Origin of the sequence: Clostridium sp. ZBS15 (genome assembly GCF_023845705.1) — a bacterium.
Lineage (GTDB): Bacteria > Bacillota > Clostridia > Clostridiales > Clostridiaceae > Clostridium > Clostridium aquiflavi.
The window spans coordinates 1-20200 of record NZ_JAMQHY010000008.1; the positions used below are offsets into that span (position 1 = coordinate 1).

The window sequence follows — 20200 nt, forward strand, 5'->3', positions numbered from 1 at the left end:
TTTTCAAAGACCAAATTTTCTTTTTGTTGACTTTATTGTCAACTTTTGTTTTAATCTGTCGCACTTAAGCGACTTCTTAATATTATCATTTATCTCAATTTGTGTCAACACTTTTTTTAATGTTTTTGTTTAAACATTATTTTGAGTGTTGTTTGTTGTCACCTCAGCGACGAGATTTATTCTATCATATCAGATAATGTAAATATATATGTAATTATCTGATATTAGAGAATATCTTTAATTTATTATTATTTGTTTTATTTTTCTTAATTATCCATATGCGGATACACTAGGCTATGTTTTTACCATATTATTAACTTACTACCATACTTTTATTCTATTTTCTGGAGATACATACATATCATCGCCTTGTTTTATGCCATAAACATTATAAAATTCTTCAAATTGACTTAATACAATATTAACTCTTACCTTTTTAGGGGAATGTACATCATTTTTCAAAAGATAGGATTCCATTTCTTTAGTATTAATTCCCCTCCAAATAATTGCGTAATTTTTAAATAGCTCCTTTAAATTAACATTATTAATGTTATTAGCTATATCTATTATGCATGCAACTCCACCTAAATCGCTTATATTTTCACCTGATGTAAGTTTTCCATCAACAAATTCCCCACTGTTAATTTGGATATGTGAGTAATAATCCATTACTTTCTTGCTTCTAATATTAAATTCTTTGTAATCTTTATCTGTCCACCAATTATTTAAATTTCCACATTCATCAAATTTAGAACCAGTATTATCAAATGCATGAGTTAACTCATGACCAATAACTGCTCCAATCCCCCCTAAATTTTCTACTTTATTATTTTTCATATCATAAAATGGCTTCTGAAGTATTGCTGCTGGAAATACTATTTCATTTTTAGTTGGATTATAGTATGCATTAACTGTTTGAGGTGACATTTCCCACGAATTACCTTCTACTTCTTTATTTAACAATGATAGTTCTTCTTTTAATTGAAAACTATATACATTTAATACGTTTTCTAATAAACATCCACAATTATTGTGACTTTTTATTGTTAATTGTGCATAATCTCTCCACACATCTGGATATCCTATCTTAACATTAATATTATTGAGTTTTTTTACTGCTTTTTCTTTTGTAATTTCACTCATCCACTCTAAATTATTTATTCTATATTTAAAATTATCTATTATTTCAGAAGTTAATGTTTCTACCTCTTTCTTTGAATCTTCACTAAAATGTTTTTTTACATATATTTTTCCTAAGGGCTCACTTAAAACTGAATTAACTAAGTTAATTGCTTTTTCTTCATCACTTATTTTATCCTTTATTCCATAAATTGTTTTACTTAAACCATCACTGGCATCTCTGAAATCTTTTGATAAGTAATCTGAACTTTTCATAAGTATATTAGTTTCTAAAAATAATTTTATATCTTCAATATTATTTTCAATCATCAATTTATTTAATTGTTTGATATACTGTGGATTATTTACAACTATTTTATTTGGATCAGCTATATTTAACTTCTTAAATATTTCATTAAATTTAATATTAGATGCTAATTCATCTAATTCTTTTACTGAATATATATTGTAAGATTTCTTTATTGTATCTAAATCTTCTGCATTTTGTTTTATAGTAGGAATATTTTTAGCTAAATTTTTTTCTATTTCATAGAATCTATCTGCTTTCTTATTAGCATTGTTTCTAGATTCTCCAATCAACTTGTATAATTTCGATATATATTTCTTATATTCAGTTTCTATTTTTTTATTTAAATCATTTCTTTCTATATAATATTCTGAGTTGTTTAATCCAAGATCACTTTCACCTATATAAAGAATATTAACAGTGCTATTTTTCAAATCAGCTCCTACTCCTATATTAATTATAGATTGCGTAGAGAATGCATTTAAATCTGCTAAATAATTTCTAAAATCATCTAGTGTCTTTATATTATGTATATTTTCTATATAATTTCTTAATATTTTTATTCCTTCTGTTTTTTTATTATTTTCATCTAAATAATTATCATATAAATTTAGAATCTTTATTTCTTCACTACTATCTTGGTACTTATTTTTATTGCTTCTTATATCATTTATAATGTTCTTTAAATCTTGTTTTACTTTTATATTTGCTTCTTCAAAAGAACTATAGGTTGTATAACCTTTAGGTAATTTGGCTTTACTTAGCCAATCATCATTTATGTAATTATAAAAATCATCTTCTAATCTTACTTCACTCTTGCTATTTACTTTATATATACTATATGCATAAGCATAGGTATAATAATTATTAAAAAATAATAATATAGTTAAAAACATTACTAAAAATCTATATAGTATTTTATTTGATAACTTTCTCATTATTTATAGTCTCCTCTTATATAAACATTTTTATATGCAATTTAAAATCTACTTGTAATATTATTTAACATTAACTAATAAATAATACATATAACACTATAAAGTTTTAGTTAATATGAAACAATATTCAAATATTGCACTAAAAATATAAGAAGACAACAAAAAAATACCAATAGTTTATACTGTCTATAAACTATTGGTATCACTATGTTTATGGTACATCTAACAGGATTCGAACCTGCGACGCTTGGATTCGAAGTCCAACGCTCTATCCAGCTGAGCTATAGATGTATAAATATAATATAAAAAATCGCTAAGGCTACTTTGAAGCTGTCGATTTTTTTAACCATGTACCCTTTTAAGAGGTAATGTAAGAATAACATAATTTCTCAAAGAATAAAAAAACAACTGACATCAGTTGTTTTAATGGAGCGGGTGATGAGAATCGAACTCACGTAACTAGCTTGGAAGGCTAGGGCTCTACCATTGAGCTACACCCGCATATTTAATTTTTTTGGAGCAGAAGACGGGACTCGAACCCGCAACATCCACCTTGGCAAGGTGGCACTCTACCATTGAGTCACTTCTGCTTATTTGGTGCAGATGAAGGGAGTCGAACCCCCACGCCGTAAAGCGCTAGATCCTAAGTCTAGTGCGTCTGCCAATTCCGCCACATCTGCATTTTTTGGTGGCTCACCCGGGAATCGAACCCGGGACACCATGATTAAAAGTCATGTGCTCTACCGACTGAGCTAGTGAACCATATTTTTTACTCGCTTATTAATCTTTATTACTTCGTCAACTACAAAATTTATTCATTCCCGTACATAAGTACTACTCATTTCATAAATTCATTGTTTCCTCGTAGTAAACCTTACTAAGCTTCGTAATTAATTTACTTACTTAATTTTAGTAAAAGTAATTGGCTGGGATGGCAGGATTCGAACCTACGCATAATGGAGTCAAAGTCCATTGCCTTACCGCTTGGCGACATCCCATTACATGGGGTGAACGATGGGACTTGAACCCACGACAACCAGTGCCACAAACTGGCGCTCTACCAACTGAACTACATTCACCATTTATTTGGTGCGTTATCAGGGGATCGAACCCGGGACACCCTGATTAAGAGTCAGGTGCTCTACCAACTGAGCTAATAACGCATATTTTTTAATGGAGCGGGTGATGAGAATCGAACTCACGTAACTAGCTTGGAAGGCTAGGGCTCTACCATTGAGCTACACCCGCATATTTAGTTTTTTTGGAGCAGAAGACGGGACTCGAACCCGCAACATCCACCTTGGCAAGGTGGCACTCTACCATTGAGTCACTTCTGCTTATTTGGTGCAGATGAAGGGAGTCGAACCCCCACGCCGTAAAGCGCTAGATCCTAAGTCTAGTGCGTCTGCCAATTCCGCCACATCTGCATTTTTTTGGTGGCTCACCCGGGAATCGAACCCGGGACACCATGATTAAAAGTCATGTGCTCTACCGACTGAGCTAGTGAACCACATTTTTTACTCGCTTATTAATCTTTATTACTTCGTCAACTACAAAATTTATTCATTCCTGTACATAAGTACTACTCATTTCATAAATTCATTGTTTCCTTGTAGTAAACCTTATTAAGCTTCGTAATTAATTTACTTACTTTATTAAATAAAGTAATTGGCTGGGATGGCAGGATTCGAACCTACGCATAATGGAGTCAAAGTCCATTGCCTTACCGCTTGGCGACATCCCAATATGGGGTGAACGATGGGATTCGAACCCACGACAACCAGTGCCACAAACTGGCGCTCTACCAACTGAACTACGTCCACCATAATGGTGCGTCTTAAGGGATTCGAACCCCTGGCCCACGCCTTAGAAGGGCGTTGCTCTATCCAGCTGAGCTAAAGACGCATATTTTGTTTTAATGGAGCGGGTGATGAGAATCGAACTCACGTAACTAGCTTGGAAGGCTAGGGCTCTACCATTGAGCTACACCCGCATATTTATTTTTTTTGTTGTAATTGGTCGGGGTGACAGGGATCGAACCTGCGACCTCATGGTCCCAAACCACGCGCGCTCCCATCTGCGCCACACCCCGAGATAATGGTGCGTCTTAAGGGATTCGAACCCCTGGCCCACGCCTTAGAAGGGCGTTGCTCTATCCAGCTGAGCTAAAGACGCATATTTTGTTTTTTGTATCTCTTGTTACAACGTTTATCATTTTAATTCATAAGGTTTATTCTGTCAAGTTTTTTAAAAACTCTTTTTTGAATTTTCAAAAATCGCTTTAAGCTTTTAACCCAAGAACCTTTATCATTATAAATTATTCTCTAAGTTATGTCAAGTAACTTTTTCATTCTCATGTTTAAATTACTTTTAACATTCATCAAGGATTATTAGTTATTAATGTTAATGGAGCGGGTGATGAGAATCGAACTCACGTAACTAGCTTGGAAGGCTAGGGCTCTACCATTGAGCTACACCCGCAATATTACATTTTAACTTGGTCGGGGTGACAGGGATCGAACCTGCGACCTCATGGTCCCAAACCACGCGCGCTCCCATCTGCGCCACACCCCGGAGTCATTGTTGTTATCTCCTGACGACAATGACTATTCTACAATATACAAATTAATTCGTCAATACTTTTTTTGAAAAATTATTATATTTTTTTATATCTATACCTAAAATCATCTCTTACATTTTATTCTATATATTAATTTCTTTTAGATAAACACTGGGTTCTAGTCCTTTTTTTATTTCTATAAACCCTATATGTCTCCCCCTATTTCTTGGTAATGATAAACTACCTGGATTCATCAATATTACATCATCATACTTTTCTATCATTGAAATATGTGTATGTCCAAAAAGAGCTATATCTGCTTTTAGCTCTTTTGATTTATAATAAATATTATTAAAACCATATTTAACGCCATATAAATCACCATGAGTAAAAAATATTCTAATACCCTCTATCTCTATAATTCCTTCTTTAGGATATTTATCTTTATAATCACAATTTCCACTTACAATATAAATCTCACCATTAAATTCTTTTGATATTTCTTCTGCATCTTCAACATTATCTCCTAAATGTATAGCAATATCAGCATCTTTTATATATTCACTAGCTATTTTTATATAATTGCTCATTCTATGAGTATCACTTATTACTGCAATTAACATGATTTGCTCCCCTATTCGCTTATCAGATTTAATATTGTGCCTTTTAATTTTTTTAAAGCTATTCCTCTATGACTTATATCATTCTTTTCTTCTAGAGTTAACTCTGCAAAAGTTTTATTTAATGGACCATAGAAAAATAAAGGATCATATCCAAAGCCATCATCTCCCTGTGGCTTTTCTAAAATATATCCATTTACATCTCCAGTTATTGAATAATACTTTCCGTATTCATCAAACATAGCTATTTGACACACAAATTTGGCGGTCCTTTTATTAGTAGGAACATTTGATAATTCTAATAATAATTTTTCATTATTCTTTTTATCATTACCATGCTCTCCTGCATACCTAGCTGAGTATATTCCTGGTGCACCCTTTAAGTAATCAACCTGCAATCCAGAATCATCGCTTAAAATTAAAAAGTCCTTTTCATATCTTGATTTTAATAAATTATATATTTCTTTAGCCTTTTTCTTTGCATTTTCTTCAAATGTACTACCATCTTCTTCTACATCTATATCTATATTTTCTTCATTTAAAGATTTTATTTCAATATTTAGATCCTTTAATAATTCTTTCATTTCTTTTATTTTTTTTACATTATTACTAGCTAAAATAAGTTTTTTCATAATCTAATTATTTCCTCCAGTACCAATCCAAAGAGATTCCATCTTTAATGATTCTTTTTGAACATTAATCATTTGTTTTATTCCCTTTTCTCCTAAATCCAATAACTCATTTAACTCATTTCTAGTATATGGACTCTCTTCTCCAGTACCTTGAACTTCAACAAAGCTACCTTCATCAGTCATAATTATATTCATATCTACTTTTGCTTTTGAATCTTCTTGATAACATAAATCTAATATTTTCTCATCATTAACTATACCAACACTTACTGCTGCAACAAAACTTCTAATAGGATATACCTTAAAAGGTTTTATTTTATGCAATTTATTGACAGCATCAACTAATGCTATAAATGCTCCTGAGATAGCTGTAGTTCTCGTACCACCATCAGCTTGAATAACATCACAATCAATCCATAATGTCTTTTCTCCTAAAGCTTTTAAATCTACAACAGATCTTAATGCTCTTCCTATAAGCCTTTGTATCTCCATTGTTCTTCCATCTATTTTTAATCTTGCAATATCTCTTATCTTTCTCGTTTCTGTTGATCTTGGAAGCATATTATATTCTGCTGTAATCCATCCTGATCCTGTTCCCTTCATAAATGGTGGAACTTTGTCTTCAATAGAAACATTACATAAAACTTTTGTATCGCCTACTTCTATATACACTGAACCTTCTGCATACTTTGTATAATGTCTTGTCACTTTAACATGTCTTATTTGATCATTTTTTCTTCCATCAATTCTCAACGAAATCACACTCCAAACACATATATTTCAAAATTTATTATATTTTATATTGTATATATTTTTACTTAATTTATTAATATTAACATATATAAATAATAGATTGATTTAAAGACCTCTTTAATACCTTTATTAAAAAATTTCACCTTTTATTTAGATTTTATGCACTATTTTTGAATTTAACTCATATTAATTAATAGTATGAGAATTTTTAGAGAGGTGAATATAATTGAGATATATAGGGCCATTTTTTAGAATGAATAGTCTTTCTCAAAAGGAAATTAGTAGTCAGCTTTTTTATTTATCAAAAGAATCAGTAAAAACTATTGTTCTTAATTCAAAATCTGGTCTTCTAATTCCTATTAGAGTTTCAAAAAAATCTTCTTCTACAAATGATATTAGCATATTAAATGACTTTTCTCCACTAATATGTATATATAGGAAATCATCACCTATGTTTATACACAATAAAACTTCACATGGGTTTGACGAATCCACTTTTAAAAAGGAAATAAACCCTTCAACAAATGCTTTAATGACCTTGTGTCTATTAGAGTTAAGTGATTATTATTCTAATTACGATAAAGATAATAGAAATATTATATCTTTCGAAAAGCCATTTAAATATATAGCAAAACAACAGCTAAAATTCTATTCAAAAAACCTTCGAAATAATGAGGGAGTTTTTGTTGATAAAAAAAATACGTCGGATGGAAATTCTAAAGGTTTTAATCTAATAGATAAAAATGATAAGTTCAAATTCTCTGACCAAGCTTTTATGATGGCAGCTTATTACTTATATTCTTTTTATAATAAATCGGATGTCGACAGTAATGATTATGAAAGATTTTCTAATGAAATTTTATGTGTATTAAGAGATTATAAAGAATCTCTTTACGACTTATCATTTGAAGAAAACTTAAATATTTTATTATGCTTAAATATTTTTTACAAGTATTCAGAAAGTTCTACAGCTAAAGATCTAATATTAGACTTAAGTGATTTCTTGATAAATAGGTTTATGATAAAGGACTATTATGTAAATTCATTAGAAAATTGTTGTTTATTAGCTATATGCTTAATGGAATCTTACAAACATACAAATATAATTTCTTTTAAAGAAACTAGTAAAGAAATTAATGATAAATTATTAAGTCTATATGATAATGATAAAAATATGTTTATTAAACTTACAGATAAAAAAGAAACTAAGTATTCTTGCTTAGAAATTAATCTTTATTTGTTATCTTTAATGATCTATTCAAAAGAAGAAGATAAAATATCAGAATTAAAACCTATTATATCTAACATATATAGAAAACTTTATGTGAATAATAATCTGTTAACAAGTTGGCCTGAAGCTCCAACTTTAGATGAAGTAGAACGCTATAAAAATTTAAGCTTAAAATCTGATGATATGCTAGATGAAACTTATTTTAGAATGCCTAACTTACCTACTCCAGAAAGTAATGGCTTAGCTTCTATATTTGTTAAAAACTTAAGTTATTCTAGAAAAAAAGATTGTTTTACAGTACCTAAAGTATCTTTTGATTCAAATAAAAACATGTTTTCTTTTCTACTATTTATATATTTTCTTAAAGACGATATTGAAAAAGAAATGGGATTTAGTAAAATTAAAACAAATATAACTGACTGCAGAACTACAACAGATATTAATGATGTAGTGAATAATGAAGTCATTAATTCATCAGAATTAAATAATTCAGAACTAAATAATATTGAAATAGAAGATGTTGATGTTAGTACAAACTTAAATTTAAAAGTTCCTGATTCTCCAAAATTAACAACTAATCTAAATAAAACAACATCTGATTCAGATGCTAAATCAAAAAAATCTTCTAAAGACAAATCTAATAATAAAAAAAGTTAATACAGTATTGTAAAATATATAAGGCTATATCATTGATGTATTACCAGTGATATAGCCTTAATCTATAATAAACTATTTTATAGATGAAAAATCCATATTTCCATTACCATCCATTTTAATATTTGATATTTTTTTAGAATACGCTATGTTTTCATTATAAAATATCAATGGCACTATTTTATATTCTTCAAAAATCTTATTCTCTAAATTTAGATATACATCATCATTGCAATTATTAGATAATAAAGTTTCTTTTTCACTATCACTCATGTAATTAACAAATTTTTTATAAAATTTATCTTTATCTAAAATATTTGCTTCATTATTAATTAGTATCATATCATATCTTTTTTGTAATTCCTCATCATTAAATTCATCTTCTTTTAATAAACTATACTTTATGGATATATCTGTGTTTTCATCAAACCACTTTTCTATAACCCTACATAACTCTCTGTTAATGCTATTATCTCTACATAATATAGTAAGTACTTTTGGGGGAGACCACTCCTCTTCCTTGTTACTTATTACTTTTCTTGTTTGTAATTTAGTTAAGTCTTCTTTATTTTCTCTAAAATAACTACCTTCAGCCAACTCAAATGATTTTTCATTTGAAGAAGAATAATCTTCCATAGATTCTGATATATACTTATATATTTCTCTTCTGCCTTGTAAAGAAATATTATTTTTATCATTTATGTATAAATACACACCTGTATCTTTGGGCATTGTTATTAAACTTCCATCATTACTTAACTTATTTAATTGGCTTTGCGGTGGATTTATAACAATATCTCTTTCTCCAATTTCAAATGATGCCATAGACAATTCTACATTACTATCATTTATTAAATTTATAACTCTTCTATTTCCATCATTGCTATTTGATTCTAATGTTATTTTATCATCCATAAATGATGTTATTTTATAATCTCCACTATAAATCACTTCATTATAATTCTTTTTAATATTTTCCCACATAACTAAGTACTTTCTTAATCTATATTGTGGCTTAGTTAATTCGCTTAAAAATTTATCATTTTTAGCATTAAGTCTTATAATGACACTGTTATCTTTAGATTTTATTGCAACTCCTTTTTCAAAAGTAGTTTTCCCATCTTTAAATTCTCTAGCACCATAAACATCTAATAATGCATGTATATTTTCTTCATCATCCTCTTTTAGTAGTTCTCTAAAAAACACAATTACATCACCTGAAGTTATTTTGCTTCCATCACTCCAATATATATTATCATCTATCTTAAATTCATATTCTATTCCATCTTCACTTTTAATTATTTCTTTAGCTAAAGAGGGCAATATATTATTATCTATATCCTTTGAAACTAAACCTTTACTAACAGCACAAATTATATCTTCATTTCGCTTAGATAAGTTAGTAACAGTCTTTAAATTATCCGGTATATCTTCTACTCCATAATTGATAATATCATCACCTTTTTTATCTGATGAAACATTATCAATCTGAATAAATCCTAATAAAAAAGCACCTATGATAAAAATTAAGGATATAGGTAACAAGTATTTTTTCAATGTTAATAACCTCCTTACTCTTATAATATACATAATTAAATTATTAACATTTTATTTAATTTATAATCATTAATATTTATAATTAATTTTATTGCACTATCCATCTTTACTTATGCATATATCATATATTATGCTAAAATAGGGCATTATATTTTAAATACATATTTTATCATTTTTGTTCTACTATACCATAAATATATATTTAAAATAAATATTCTATTATGGTATAATATTACCATATTTTATTGGAGGTTTTTAAAATGAAATTTTTAACGGCTACATTTCTAATAGTTGCAATACTATTCATGTTCGTTTTTATGTTTATAGGAATATGGTTATTTATAGTAGCAATAAAATCACATAAACAATTACGATATCAAAACTATATATTAGAAAAGATCTGTCAAAAGCTTAATGCATTATCTAATAAAATGTATTTTAATGAATCCATAAAAGATAATCCAAATTATTCAACAGATGATTTTGATTTAAATCAAACTACTGAAGACAGTGACTATGATGATATATCTAGTTTTGATAAATCCGAAGAATTAAAATAAGAAAAACCTACTATGAAACATCTTATTTCATAGTAGGTTTTTTACCTCTAATAGTTTTTTCTATCTTTTCTCTACTTCTTCAGTAACTAATTTGTTAACAATTCCTGGGTTTGCTTGACCTTTAGTTTCTTTCATTACTTGACCAACTGCAAATCCAAGTATTCTAGTTCTTCCACTCTTGTATTGTTCAATAACTTGAGGATTTTCATCAAGAACTTTATTAACTAATTGACGAATAGCATCTTCATCATTGTTTTGTTTTAAGCCTTTTTCATCAATTATAGTCTTTGGTGATTTTCCTTCTGCAAACATATCATCAAGTACTTTTTTACCTATAGCACTTGATATAGTTCCGTCTTTTATTACTTCTATTAATTCTGCTAAATCTTTAGGAGAGAATTTTAAATCTTCTACCCAAGTACTTTCTTCTTTCATAAGTCTTGAGATATCTCCCATGATCCAATTTGATGCTGCTTTAGGATCTCCAGATAATTTAGCACATTCATCAAAATAATCTGCCATTGAATCTGTAAGCGTTAATACATGTGCATCATATTTAGGTAAACCATATTCTTTTACAAATCTATCTGCCTTTTGATATGGAAGTTCTGGAATAGTAGCTCTTATTTCTTCAATCCATTCATCAGAAACATTTAAAGTTACTAGATCTCCTTCTGGGAAGTATCTATAGTCATTTGCTTCTTCCTTACTTCTCATAACTATAGTTTTATTGTTTGTTTCATCCCATCTTCTAGTTTCAACACTTAAAGCTTCTCCATTAGTTACAGCTTCAACTTGTCTGTCAAATTCGTAATTTAATGCCTTTTCTAATGCTTTAAATGAATTCATATTCTTAATTTCTGATCTTATACCAAATGGTTCTGTTCCCTTTTCTCTAATAGAAATATTTCCATCACATCTTAAAGAACCTTCTTCCATCTTACAATCTGATATTTCAGCAGAACTTAATATGCTTCTAAGCTTTGTAAGATATAGTGTAGCTTCTTCTGGAGTTCTAATATCAGGTTTAGATACTACTTCTATTAATGGAACGCCTGCTCTATTAAAATCAACTAGTGTACCTCTTTTAGTATGTAGTAACTTACCTGCATCTTCTTCTATATGAATTCTTTCTATTCCGATTCTCTTAACTTCTCCACTTTCAAGTTCAATATCAATATATCCATTTCTACATATTGGTAATTCATCTTGTGTTATTTGATAATTCTTAGGACAATCTGGGTAGAAATAATTCTTTCTATCCATTCTCCCAACTTTAGTTATTTCACAATTTAAAGCTAATCCTGCTTTTATTCCTAGCTCTAAAACTCTTTTATTTAATTGTGGTAATGATCCTGGAAGACCTAAACATACAGGACAAACATGAGTATTAGGTTTTCCTCCGAATTCTGTTGTACAACCACAGTATATTTTAGTATTAGTTAAAAGTTCAGCATGAACTTCTAATCCTATGACTGATTCAAATTCCATTGTTTCTTCACTCCTTACCCCTATAGATTTGGATGCATTTCATGCCATTTAGTTGATTGCTCATAGCTATATGCAAGGTTAAATAATGTATCTTCTTTAAAATAATTACCCATTATTTGAAGTCCTACTGGAAGACCATCAGTAACTCCACATGGAAGTGATATTGCTGGAATACCTGCTATATTTACAGGAACAGTATAAATATCCCCTAAATACATTTCTAATGCATTTTCTGTTTTTTCTCCAATTTTATAAGCTGGAGTTGGTGCTGTTGGTGATATTATAGCATCAAAATCTTTGAATATATTTTCAAATTCACCTTTTATAAGATTTCTAACTTTTAATGCTTTCTTATAATATGCATCATAATATCCTGCTGATAATGCATAAGTACCAAGCATTATTCTCTTTTTAACTTCTTTTCCAAAGGCTTCACTTCTTGATTTAAAGTATACATCAACTGCATCTTCAACACTTTCACTTCTATGTCCATATCTTACTCCATCAAATCTAGCTAAATTTGATGATGCCTCTGCACATGCTAATAAATAATAAGCTGATATAGCATAATCTGCTAATGGAAGTGATACTTCTGTAATTTCTGCACCATTAGCTTTGAATACTTCTAATGCATCATATATAGCTTTTTGAACCTTAGGATCTAATCCATCTTTGAAAAATTCCTTTGGTAATGCTATTTTCTTTCCTTTAATATTTTCTGATAAAGAGTCTTCATAATTAGGTACATTTATATTAGCTGTAGTAAAATCTCTATGATCAACTCCTGATATTACTTGAGTTAATAAAGCACAATCTTTAACATCTCTTCCTAATGTACCAACTTGATCTAAAGTAGAACCATAAGCTACAACTCCACTTCTTGAAACTCTTCCATATGTAGGTTTTAATCCAACTATTCCACAAAAAGATGCTGGTTGTCTTACTGATCCACCAGTATCAGTTCCTAATGCTAAAGGAATTTCTTTTGCAGCAACAGCAGCAGCGGAACCACCTGATGATCCACCTGGTACTCTATCTAAATCCCAAGGATTTCTAGTTATCTTGTAAGCAGAATTTTCAGTTGATGAACCCATTGCAAATTCATCCATATTTAACTTACCTAATATAACTCCACCTTGTGACTTTACATTTTCAGAAACTGTAGCATCGTATGGTGATATATATCCTTCTAATATCTTAGAAGCACAAGTATTTTGCATGTTCTTAACGCTTATATTATCTTTAATTCCTAAAGGTGCTCCCCCTAGTACTCCAATATCTTCACCCTTACTTAACTTTTCATCCAATACTTTCGCATCATTTAATGCTTCTTCTTCTGCAACATATAAAAATGCATTTACTTTATCATCTATATTTTTTACTTTTTCTAAATGAGCTTTAGTAACTTCTTCTACTGAAGCTTCTTTTTTAGAAATTAAGTTCTTTAATTCATGAGCTTTATAATTTGTAAAATCCATATTTCACCCTCCAATCTTCTATTGTTCTCTTATAATTGTTGGAACTAAAACATATTCTTCTAATGTTTCAGGCGCATTTTCTAAAACCTCTTCTAATTTAATTGAAGGGGTAATTTTATCTTCTCTAAATTTGTTTTCAATATAATAAGGGTTTACTATTATATCTTCCTTTTCAGTATCTAACTCTTGAAGCTTTTCAACATAATTTAAAATTTGATTTAAATCAGATGCTAAGCTTTCTTTTTCATCTTCATTAAAACTTAATCTTGCAAGTTCTGCAACATATTCAACATCTTTTTTAGTAACAGACATAGTTAACCTCCCTTTCAAAGTAAAGACAATTTAAAATTAAAATGTCTTATATATTATAAGTATCTTATTCAATACATTAAATTTTATCATAAAATCTTCTATTTTACTAAATTAACTATAAAAAATATTAAAGAAACAGATATTGTAAAACTAAAAGCAGAATACACTATTCTTTTTCTTCCAGTTTCATTAAGTAAAAATCTTACTGTAAGTACTAACATAGTTATACATATTCCTAGTTGAACAGGTAAATATGAATTAAAAATTTGGTCTATATAACAAAATTGATAACTAGTTAAAAAAGTGCATACTATTAAAATACTAGTTATAAAGCCACATATTAGTGTTAACCAATTTACTAGTGTCTTCATTAACTTTCACTTCCTAACATTCTTTCAAATTCCTCTTCTGAAATAACCTTAACACCTAATTCTTCTGCTTTAGTTAATTTTGATCCTGCTGATTCTCCAGCAATTACATAATCAGTTTTTTTACTTACACTACCTGAAACTTTAGCACCTAAACCTTCTAGCTTAGTTTTTATCTCAGTTCTAGAATAATTTTGTAATGTACCAGTAGCAACTACAGTTTTATCTTTAAAAATACTTTCCACTATTTTAACTTCATCAAATATAGGATTCACTCCTAAATTTAATAATTCATCAATAGTATTTATTACTTTTTCTTCTTTAAAGAATTCAATTATATCCTGTGCAACTATATCACCAACATCTTGCACTGATACTAAGTCTTCAAACATAGCATTTTTCAATCCATCAATTGATTTAAATTTATTTACAATATCCTTAGCTGTTTTTACTCCTACATTAGGAATACCTAAAGCATATATAAATGAATATAACTTACAGTCTTTGCTTTTTTCAATTGCATTTAATAAGTTTTCCGCTTTCTTTTCTCCAAACTTTTCTAAGCCTATTAAATCTTCTTTTTTTAATTTATATAAATCTGAAATAGATTTAATATTTAATTTTTCAAATAATTGTTCTGCTGTTTTTTCTGAAAATCCTGCTATATTCATAGCATCTCTTGAAGCATAATGAACTATAGTTTTAACCAATTGTGGTTTACAAGAAAGTGTATTTTCACAGAAATAATGCGCTCCATTTAAAACTACATGACTACCACATGCTGGACATTCAGTTGGCGGTACTATTTCCTCAGATTTTTCTAATGTATTCTCTACTGTTCCCATAATTTCTGGTATAACATCATTAGATCTTCTAACAAATACATCCGCTCCAATTCTTACACCTTTTCTTTTTATATCATCCATATTATTGAGAGTTGCTCTTTTAACAGTTACTCCTGCTAATTCTACTGGATCTAATATTGCTGTTGGACCTATTCTTCCACTTCTTCCAACATTCCATTCAACATCCAAAAGTTTTGTTGTAGCTTCTTGAGCTTCAAATTTATAAGCTATGGCCCATTTAGGGAATTTAACTGTATACCCTAATAATTCTCTTGTTCTAATATCGTCTATAGCTAATACTAAACCATCAATATCATAATTTAAATCAAATCTTATTTTTTCTATATACTCTATTTCTTTCTTTATATCATCAATAGATGTACATACTTTTAAATAATCATCAATAGGCAATCCTTTTTCTTTAATAAATTCCATCATTTCTAAATAAGTTTTAAATTGATATCCTTCTTTATATCCAACATCATAGAAAAATGCTGACAAATCTCTTCTAGCAGTTTCTTTTACATTAAGATTTCTTAATGCTCCAGCCGCACCATTTCTCAAGTTTTTTAATGGAACATTTGCACTATCATTATATCTTTCAAAAGCTTCTTGTGTCATAATAGCTTCACCATGTACTTCAAATAAATCATCATTTTCTTGAAGCTTTAGTGGTATAGATTTAATAGTTTTTACTTGAGATGTTACATTTTCTCCTATTTCACCATTACCTCTTGTAGCACTTACTTCAAGCAAACCTTCCTTATTATAAGTTAAGTTAACTGTTAAGCCATCAAACTTTTTAGTAGCTATATATTTTAAATCTGGTAAGTCCTCACCTTTAGCTCTCATTTCATTAACAAATTTCACATTTCTATTATGCCAATCTTTTATTTCATCTAAGCTTTGAGCTTTATCTAAACTCCAAAGCTTTCCTTTATGTGTATATTTATTAAAACCTTCTAAAACAACATCACCAATTCTTAATGTAGGTGAATATGGTAGTACAAAGTCTGTTTCTTGCTCTAACGCCCTAAGTTCGTCATATTGTTTATCATAATCCTTATCACTTACAGATGGATTATCAAGTACATAATAATCATATGAATTCCTATTTAAATTTTCAACAAGTTCTTTTATTCTCTCTATTTTATCCACTATTATCTCCATCTCCTAAATTAAGAAATTTTATAATTAATATATATATATCAACTTCATATAAAATTTAAAACTCTATATGAAGCTAATCTAACTTTAAATTCCTTTTAACTTAGCAAATGATAACATTAAATTTTTAACTCCTTGTTTATCAAATGCAATAGTTAACTTTTTATCATCTCCAGAATTCTGAACACTAACTATTGTACCAACTCCAAATTTTTCATGTTGTACTTTTCTACCTAATGTAATTTCGTTAGCATTTAAATATTCTGAATCACTATTTTTGTTATTAATTGTATCAGTAGATTTGCAAACATCTCTTATTATAGTGCTTCTTAAACTATGAGGATTATTATATGAATTGTTTTTTTGAGCCTTAACATTAGAGGTATTTCCAGATCCTATTCTATTTCCACTTACATATTCCTTAAGTTCTGGTTTTATTTCATTAATAAAATCAGACTGAGAATATGCTACTGTTCTACCAAATACTCTTCTAACTTCAGCTGATGTCATAAATAATGTTTCTTTTGCTCTTGTTATCCCTACATAACATAACCTTCTTGATTCTTCCATCTCAGATTCTTTTTCAAACGACATATTTCCCGGGAAAATACCATTTTCCATTCCAACCATAAATACAACTGGAAATTCAAGACCCTTTGCACTATGAACTGTCATTAATACTATTGTATCCTCTTGTTCTTCAATCTTATCTGTGTCTTGAACTAATGATACTTTTTCTAAATATGCAGCTAATGATTTATCTTCATTATTCTTTTCAAAATCAACTGCATCTGAAACAAGCTCTTTTAAATTCTCAATTCTACTTTTATCTTCTATTTCTTTAGTTGACTCTAGTTGTTTTAAATATCCTGTATCTTTAAGTATTGACTCAATTAATACAGATATAGGTGCTGTTTCACTCAGTGACATAAATTCTTCCATTAAATTTGTAAAAACTTCTATATTATTAGCATTTCTAGGTGTTAATGTTGGTATTGTTCTAACTTCCATTAAAGCATCCCACATATCTAATTCGAAACTATTTGCAAATTCTTGAATTTTTGATACTGTAGCATCACCTATACTTCTTTTAGGAACATTTATTATTCTCTTTAAACTAACATCATCTCTTGGATTAACTATAGCCTTAAGGTATGCTAAAATATCCTTTATTTCTTTTCTATCGTAGAATCTCGTTCCCCCTATTATCTTATATGGGATTCCTCTTCTTCTTAAACTTTCTTCAAATATACGTGACTGAGCATTAGTTCTGTATAGTATAGCAAAATCTTTATACTCTTTATTTTCCTTAGATTTAATCTCTGTAATTTGCTTACTAACAAAATCTCCTTCATCACCATCCGAAAATGCCCTATATATCTTTATTTTATCTCCAGCTTCTTGTTCTGTTCTAAGTACTTTACTTTTTCTATTTGCATTATTCACAATTACTACATTTGCTGCATCTAATATATTACTCTTAGACCTATAATTTTGTTCTAATTTAATTACTTTAGCATTAGGATAATCTTTTTCAAAATCCAATATATTTTGAATATCTGCGCCTCTCCATTGATAGATACAATTATGCACTACAACATCATTTGCTATATAATTTCTAGCATTATCAATATTTAAATCATATACAAATCCATCATATTCTTCGCTTTCAACAGATACTATGATATCTTCTTTTATTACTCCATCACTTTCTATTGCAATTGCCATACCTTCTCTAAAACTTCCAAGTGGCATAAATAGAAAACTTTTTTCTCCAGTTAATTTAGCTTTTTTTAATATATCAAAATTTTCTTCAACTTCACTTAAACTTCTTGCAAATTCTTCTGCTTCATCATATAAAGCTCTTTCAGTCTCAACTCTATATGTATTTCTTTCACCATTTTTAACATTGAAACCCGCTTCTATAAATTTATTCTTTGTTTCATCACCAGAGGAATTAAGTCCTATTCTGTGAGAATATAATCCTCTTTGTAACGATTTTTTTCCTCCAAAAAAAGTCACATTAACTCTTTTTCTTACTGAATTTCCTCTTATTACTGCATTGCTTAAATGATGTGGATATTCCTTATATAAATGTTCATCATCCATTAGTTTTTCAGCAGCACTTACTGTATCAATGTCATTAAACATATTTTCTATTTGTTCTTGTGATACTGTTATATTTCTTCCTCGTGAATTAAATACAATAGTTGGTATTCCATATTTTACAGAATAATATTGTTCATAATAAGTTGCATCACCTTTTGAGTTACAAACTTTTATTATCCATATTTTATCTGCTTGCTCTCCATTTAATCTAACTGCTAAACCACTAGCTTCTCTTTCATCTCTAGATCTTACAGAAGATGTTTGACCTATTCTATATCCAAAACCGTTTTTATACATTAAATAAACATAGTAATTCTCTTCTTCTAATAGTACTTTTCCAAATGAAATATGGTTAGGTGTAGCTTTTATTACCTTATTACTCTTTGTAGTAATTTTTATAACTTCTCCACAATACTTCTTTTTACTTATGTCACTTACTGATAATAATCCTATTCCTCCATTACCACATGCAACTTTAACTTTATCTTCGCAAGTTAATTTTTCTATTTCAACTTTTTTATCCTCGGTAGATATTAAAGTTCCTTCAACTAAACATTGATCATCATCACCAACAACGCATATATTCTTATATTTTGATGCTAATAATTTAATTAATTCATATTGAGCACCATTAGTATCTTGATATTCGTCTACCATTATATACTTAAATTTATTTTGATAAAATTCTAGTACTTCAGGATTAGATTTAAAAAGCTCAACAGCTTTAAATATTAAGTCATCAAAGTCTAATGCATTATTTTCCTTTAGTCTTCTTTGATACATCTCATATGCTTCCGCAATTTTCTTTTCTCTAAAGTTAGATTCATTTTGTCTCATAAAACTTTGAGCAGTTTGCATAGTATCTTTTGCTTTTCCAATTTTACTTAGTATCTCTTGATCAGATATATCTTTATCATTAATATTTAAAAGCTTCATGCATTCTTTTATTAATACTTTTTGATCAGATGTATCGTATATTGTAAAGTTACTATTGTAACCAATCTTATCTATTTCTCGTCTTAAAATTCTAACGCAAGTTGAATGAAATGTAGATATCCACATATTTTCAGCTTTACTACCAATTAGTGATATAACTCTATCTTTCATTTCCTTTGCTGCCTTATTTGTAAATGTAATAGCTAATATATTATATGGTGCTATGCCCATATTTTCTATCATATGTGCCATTCTATAAGTTAATACTCTCGTCTTTCCTGATCCAGCTCCAGCTAATATTAACAATTGGCCATCTATGGTAATTGCACCTTCATATTGTTCTTTATTAAGCAATGATTTTAACTCCATTTAGTTAATCTGCTCCTTTCTTAATCTCTAAATATTATAACATAGTGAAAGTATTAATAATATTTCTCTTTATATGTTAATTTAATCTTTATATACATTAATTATATTTAATTATTTCCTTTAAAATTATATACTTCTTTATTATCTCCTATTTTAAAATATAAAAACAAATAAAAGTGAAGGAATTAAGTCAT

Annotated in this window: 13 protein-coding genes and 20 tRNA genes; 2 read left to right on the plus strand and 31 right to left on the minus strand. The window is 28.6% G+C overall.

The features are described 5' to 3' along the window. Positions 1-321: 321 nt before the first annotated feature. From NG904_RS03355 to rph, 24 genes are all read right to left on the minus strand, one after another. The gene (locus NG904_RS03355; protein ID WP_252229782.1) at positions 322-2364 is read right to left on the minus strand and encodes a M13 family metallopeptidase; all 2043 of its coding nucleotides are present in this window, start codon (positions 2362-2364) and stop codon (positions 322-324) included. 214 nt (positions 2365-2578) lie between these two features. Further along, positions 2579-2655 (minus strand) — tRNA-Arg (locus NG904_RS03360). 136 nt (positions 2656-2791) lie between these two features. Further along, positions 2792-2865: transfer RNA gene (locus tag NG904_RS03365), tRNA-Gly, on the minus strand. Between the two features lie 14 nt (positions 2866-2879). Continuing rightward, positions 2880-2954 (minus strand) — tRNA-Gly (locus NG904_RS03370). Between the two features lie 5 nt (positions 2955-2959). Further along, positions 2960-3044 (minus strand) — tRNA-Leu (locus NG904_RS03375). 6 nt (positions 3045-3050) lie between these two features. After that, positions 3051-3126, minus strand: a tRNA-Lys gene (locus tag NG904_RS03380). Positions 3127-3287: 161 nt separating this feature from the next. Further along, positions 3288-3362, minus strand: a tRNA-Gln gene (locus NG904_RS03385). A 5-nt stretch (positions 3363-3367) separates the two neighbouring features. Continuing rightward, positions 3368-3443, minus strand: a tRNA-His gene (locus NG904_RS03390). Positions 3444-3451: 8 nt separating this feature from the next. Further along, positions 3452-3527: transfer RNA gene (locus tag NG904_RS03395), tRNA-Lys, on the minus strand. Positions 3528-3538: 11 nt separating this feature from the next. After that, positions 3539-3612 (minus strand) — tRNA-Gly (locus tag NG904_RS03400). Positions 3613-3626: 14 nt separating this feature from the next. Further along, a tRNA-Gly gene (locus tag NG904_RS03405) sits at positions 3627-3701 on the minus strand. Between the two features lie 5 nt (positions 3702-3706). Next, positions 3707-3791 (minus strand) — tRNA-Leu (locus NG904_RS03410). A 7-nt stretch (positions 3792-3798) separates the two neighbouring features. After that, positions 3799-3874: transfer RNA gene (locus NG904_RS03415), tRNA-Lys, on the minus strand. A gap of 159 nt (positions 3875-4033) precedes the next feature. Then, positions 4034-4108: transfer RNA gene (locus tag NG904_RS03420), tRNA-Gln, on the minus strand. Between the two features lie 3 nt (positions 4109-4111). Continuing rightward, positions 4112-4187, minus strand: a tRNA-His gene (locus NG904_RS03425). Between the two features lie 5 nt (positions 4188-4192). Continuing rightward, positions 4193-4269 (minus strand) — tRNA-Arg (locus tag NG904_RS03430). 14 nt (positions 4270-4283) lie between these two features. Further along, a tRNA-Gly gene (locus NG904_RS03435) sits at positions 4284-4357 on the minus strand. Positions 4358-4380: 23 nt separating this feature from the next. Beyond that, positions 4381-4456, minus strand: a tRNA-Pro gene (locus NG904_RS03440). A gap of 6 nt (positions 4457-4462) precedes the next feature. Continuing rightward, positions 4463-4539 (minus strand) — tRNA-Arg (locus NG904_RS03445). 232 nt (positions 4540-4771) lie between these two features. After that, positions 4772-4845: transfer RNA gene (locus NG904_RS03450), tRNA-Gly, on the minus strand. Positions 4846-4862: 17 nt separating this feature from the next. After that, positions 4863-4938 (minus strand) — tRNA-Pro (locus NG904_RS03455). A gap of 129 nt (positions 4939-5067) precedes the next feature. Continuing rightward, entirely contained in the window at positions 5068-5547 is a 480-nt protein-coding gene (locus NG904_RS03460) for a YfcE family phosphodiesterase (RefSeq protein ID WP_252229784.1), read from the minus strand. Positions 5548-5558: 11 nt separating this feature from the next. Then, a complete protein-coding gene (locus NG904_RS03465) occupies positions 5559-6176 on the minus strand; it encodes an XTP/dITP diphosphatase (RefSeq protein ID WP_252229786.1) in 618 nt (205 codons plus the stop codon). Positions 6177-6179: 3 nt separating this feature from the next. Then, the gene (rph, locus tag NG904_RS03470) at positions 6180-6929 is read right to left on the minus strand and encodes a ribonuclease PH (protein WP_252215335.1); all 750 of its coding nucleotides are present in this window, start codon (positions 6927-6929) and stop codon (positions 6180-6182) included. 226 nt (positions 6930-7155) lie between these two features. Here rph and NG904_RS03475 point away from each other — a divergent pair, with 226 nt between their 5' ends. Then, complete coding sequence (locus NG904_RS03475; protein ID WP_252229788.1) at positions 7156-8817, plus strand: hypothetical protein; 1662 nt, start codon at positions 7156-7158, stop codon at positions 8815-8817. 72 nt (positions 8818-8889) lie between these two features. On the opposite strand, the gene NG904_RS03480 is transcribed toward NG904_RS03475, so the two are convergent. Then, positions 8890-10371, minus strand: a complete 1482-nt coding sequence (locus NG904_RS03480; protein ID WP_252229790.1) for an ABC transporter substrate-binding protein — start codon at positions 10369-10371, stop codon at positions 8890-8892. A gap of 260 nt (positions 10372-10631) precedes the next feature. Between NG904_RS03480 and NG904_RS03485 the strand changes: the two genes are divergently transcribed. Then, positions 10632-10931 carry a hypothetical protein gene (locus NG904_RS03485; protein ID WP_252215326.1) on the plus strand — a complete coding sequence of 100 codons (300 nt, stop codon included), beginning with the start codon at positions 10632-10634 and terminating at the stop codon, positions 10929-10931. A 60-nt stretch (positions 10932-10991) separates the two neighbouring features. Here the strand turns inward: NG904_RS03485 and gatB are convergent, their stop codons facing one another. The 6 genes from gatB to NG904_RS03515 form a co-directional block, all read right to left on the minus strand. After that, positions 10992-12422 (minus strand): Asp-tRNA(Asn)/Glu-tRNA(Gln) amidotransferase subunit GatB, encoded by a 1431-nt coding sequence (gatB, locus tag NG904_RS03490; protein WP_252215323.1) that lies wholly within the window; start codon positions 12420-12422, stop codon positions 10992-10994. 20 nt (positions 12423-12442) lie between these two features. Continuing rightward, positions 12443-13900 carry an Asp-tRNA(Asn)/Glu-tRNA(Gln) amidotransferase subunit GatA gene (gatA, locus tag NG904_RS03495; RefSeq protein WP_252215320.1) on the minus strand — a complete coding sequence of 486 codons (1458 nt, stop codon included), beginning with the start codon at positions 13898-13900 and terminating at the stop codon, positions 12443-12445. Between the two features lie 18 nt (positions 13901-13918). Continuing rightward, the gene (gene gatC, locus NG904_RS03500) at positions 13919-14212 is read right to left on the minus strand and encodes an Asp-tRNA(Asn)/Glu-tRNA(Gln) amidotransferase subunit GatC (RefSeq protein ID WP_252229792.1); all 294 of its coding nucleotides are present in this window, start codon (positions 14210-14212) and stop codon (positions 13919-13921) included. A 98-nt stretch (positions 14213-14310) separates the two neighbouring features. Beyond that, the gene (locus NG904_RS03505) at positions 14311-14583 is read right to left on the minus strand and encodes a hypothetical protein (RefSeq protein ID WP_252215314.1); all 273 of its coding nucleotides are present in this window, start codon (positions 14581-14583) and stop codon (positions 14311-14313) included. Continuing rightward, a complete protein-coding gene (ligA, locus tag NG904_RS03510) occupies positions 14583-16586 on the minus strand; it encodes an NAD-dependent DNA ligase LigA (RefSeq protein WP_252229895.1) in 2004 nt (667 codons plus the stop codon). The genes NG904_RS03505 and ligA overlap by 1 nt, the downstream gene beginning before the upstream one ends. 93 nt (positions 16587-16679) lie before the next feature. Then, positions 16680-20006 carry a UvrD-helicase domain-containing protein gene (locus tag NG904_RS03515; protein WP_252229794.1) on the minus strand — a complete coding sequence of 1109 codons (3327 nt, stop codon included), beginning with the start codon at positions 20004-20006 and terminating at the stop codon, positions 16680-16682. Positions 20007-20200 lie beyond the last annotated feature (194 nt).

Bases quoted from the DNA above. Each gene is read 5' to 3' on its own strand.
- gatB (WP_252215323.1), bottom strand. From the start codon at position 12,422: ATGGAATTTGAATCAGTCATAGGATTAGAAGTTCATGCTGAACTTTTA.
- NG904_RS03515 (WP_252229794.1), bottom strand. From the start codon at position 20,006: ATGGAGTTAAAATCATTGCTTAATAAAGAACAATATGAAGGTGCAATT.
- gatC (WP_252229792.1), bottom strand. From the start codon at position 14,212: ATGTCTGTTACTAAAAAAGATGTTGAATATGTTGCAGAACTTGCAAGA.
- NG904_RS03355 (WP_252229782.1), bottom strand. From the start codon at position 2,364: ATGAGAAAGTTATCAAATAAAATACTATATAGATTTTTAGTAATGTTT.
- NG904_RS03465 (WP_252229786.1), bottom strand. From the start codon at position 6,176: ATGAAAAAACTTATTTTAGCTAGTAATAATGTAAAAAAAATAAAAGAA.
- NG904_RS03505 (WP_252215314.1), bottom strand. From the start codon at position 14,583: ATGAAGACACTAGTAAATTGGTTAACACTAATATGTGGCTTTATAACT.
- NG904_RS03485 (WP_252215326.1), top strand. From the start codon at position 10,632: ATGAAATTTTTAACGGCTACATTTCTAATAGTTGCAATACTATTCATG.
- NG904_RS03460 (WP_252229784.1), bottom strand. From the start codon at position 5,547: ATGTTAATTGCAGTAATAAGTGATACTCATAGAATGAGCAATTATATA.
- gatA (WP_252215320.1), bottom strand. From the start codon at position 13,900: ATGGATTTTACAAATTATAAAGCTCATGAATTAAAGAACTTAATTTCT.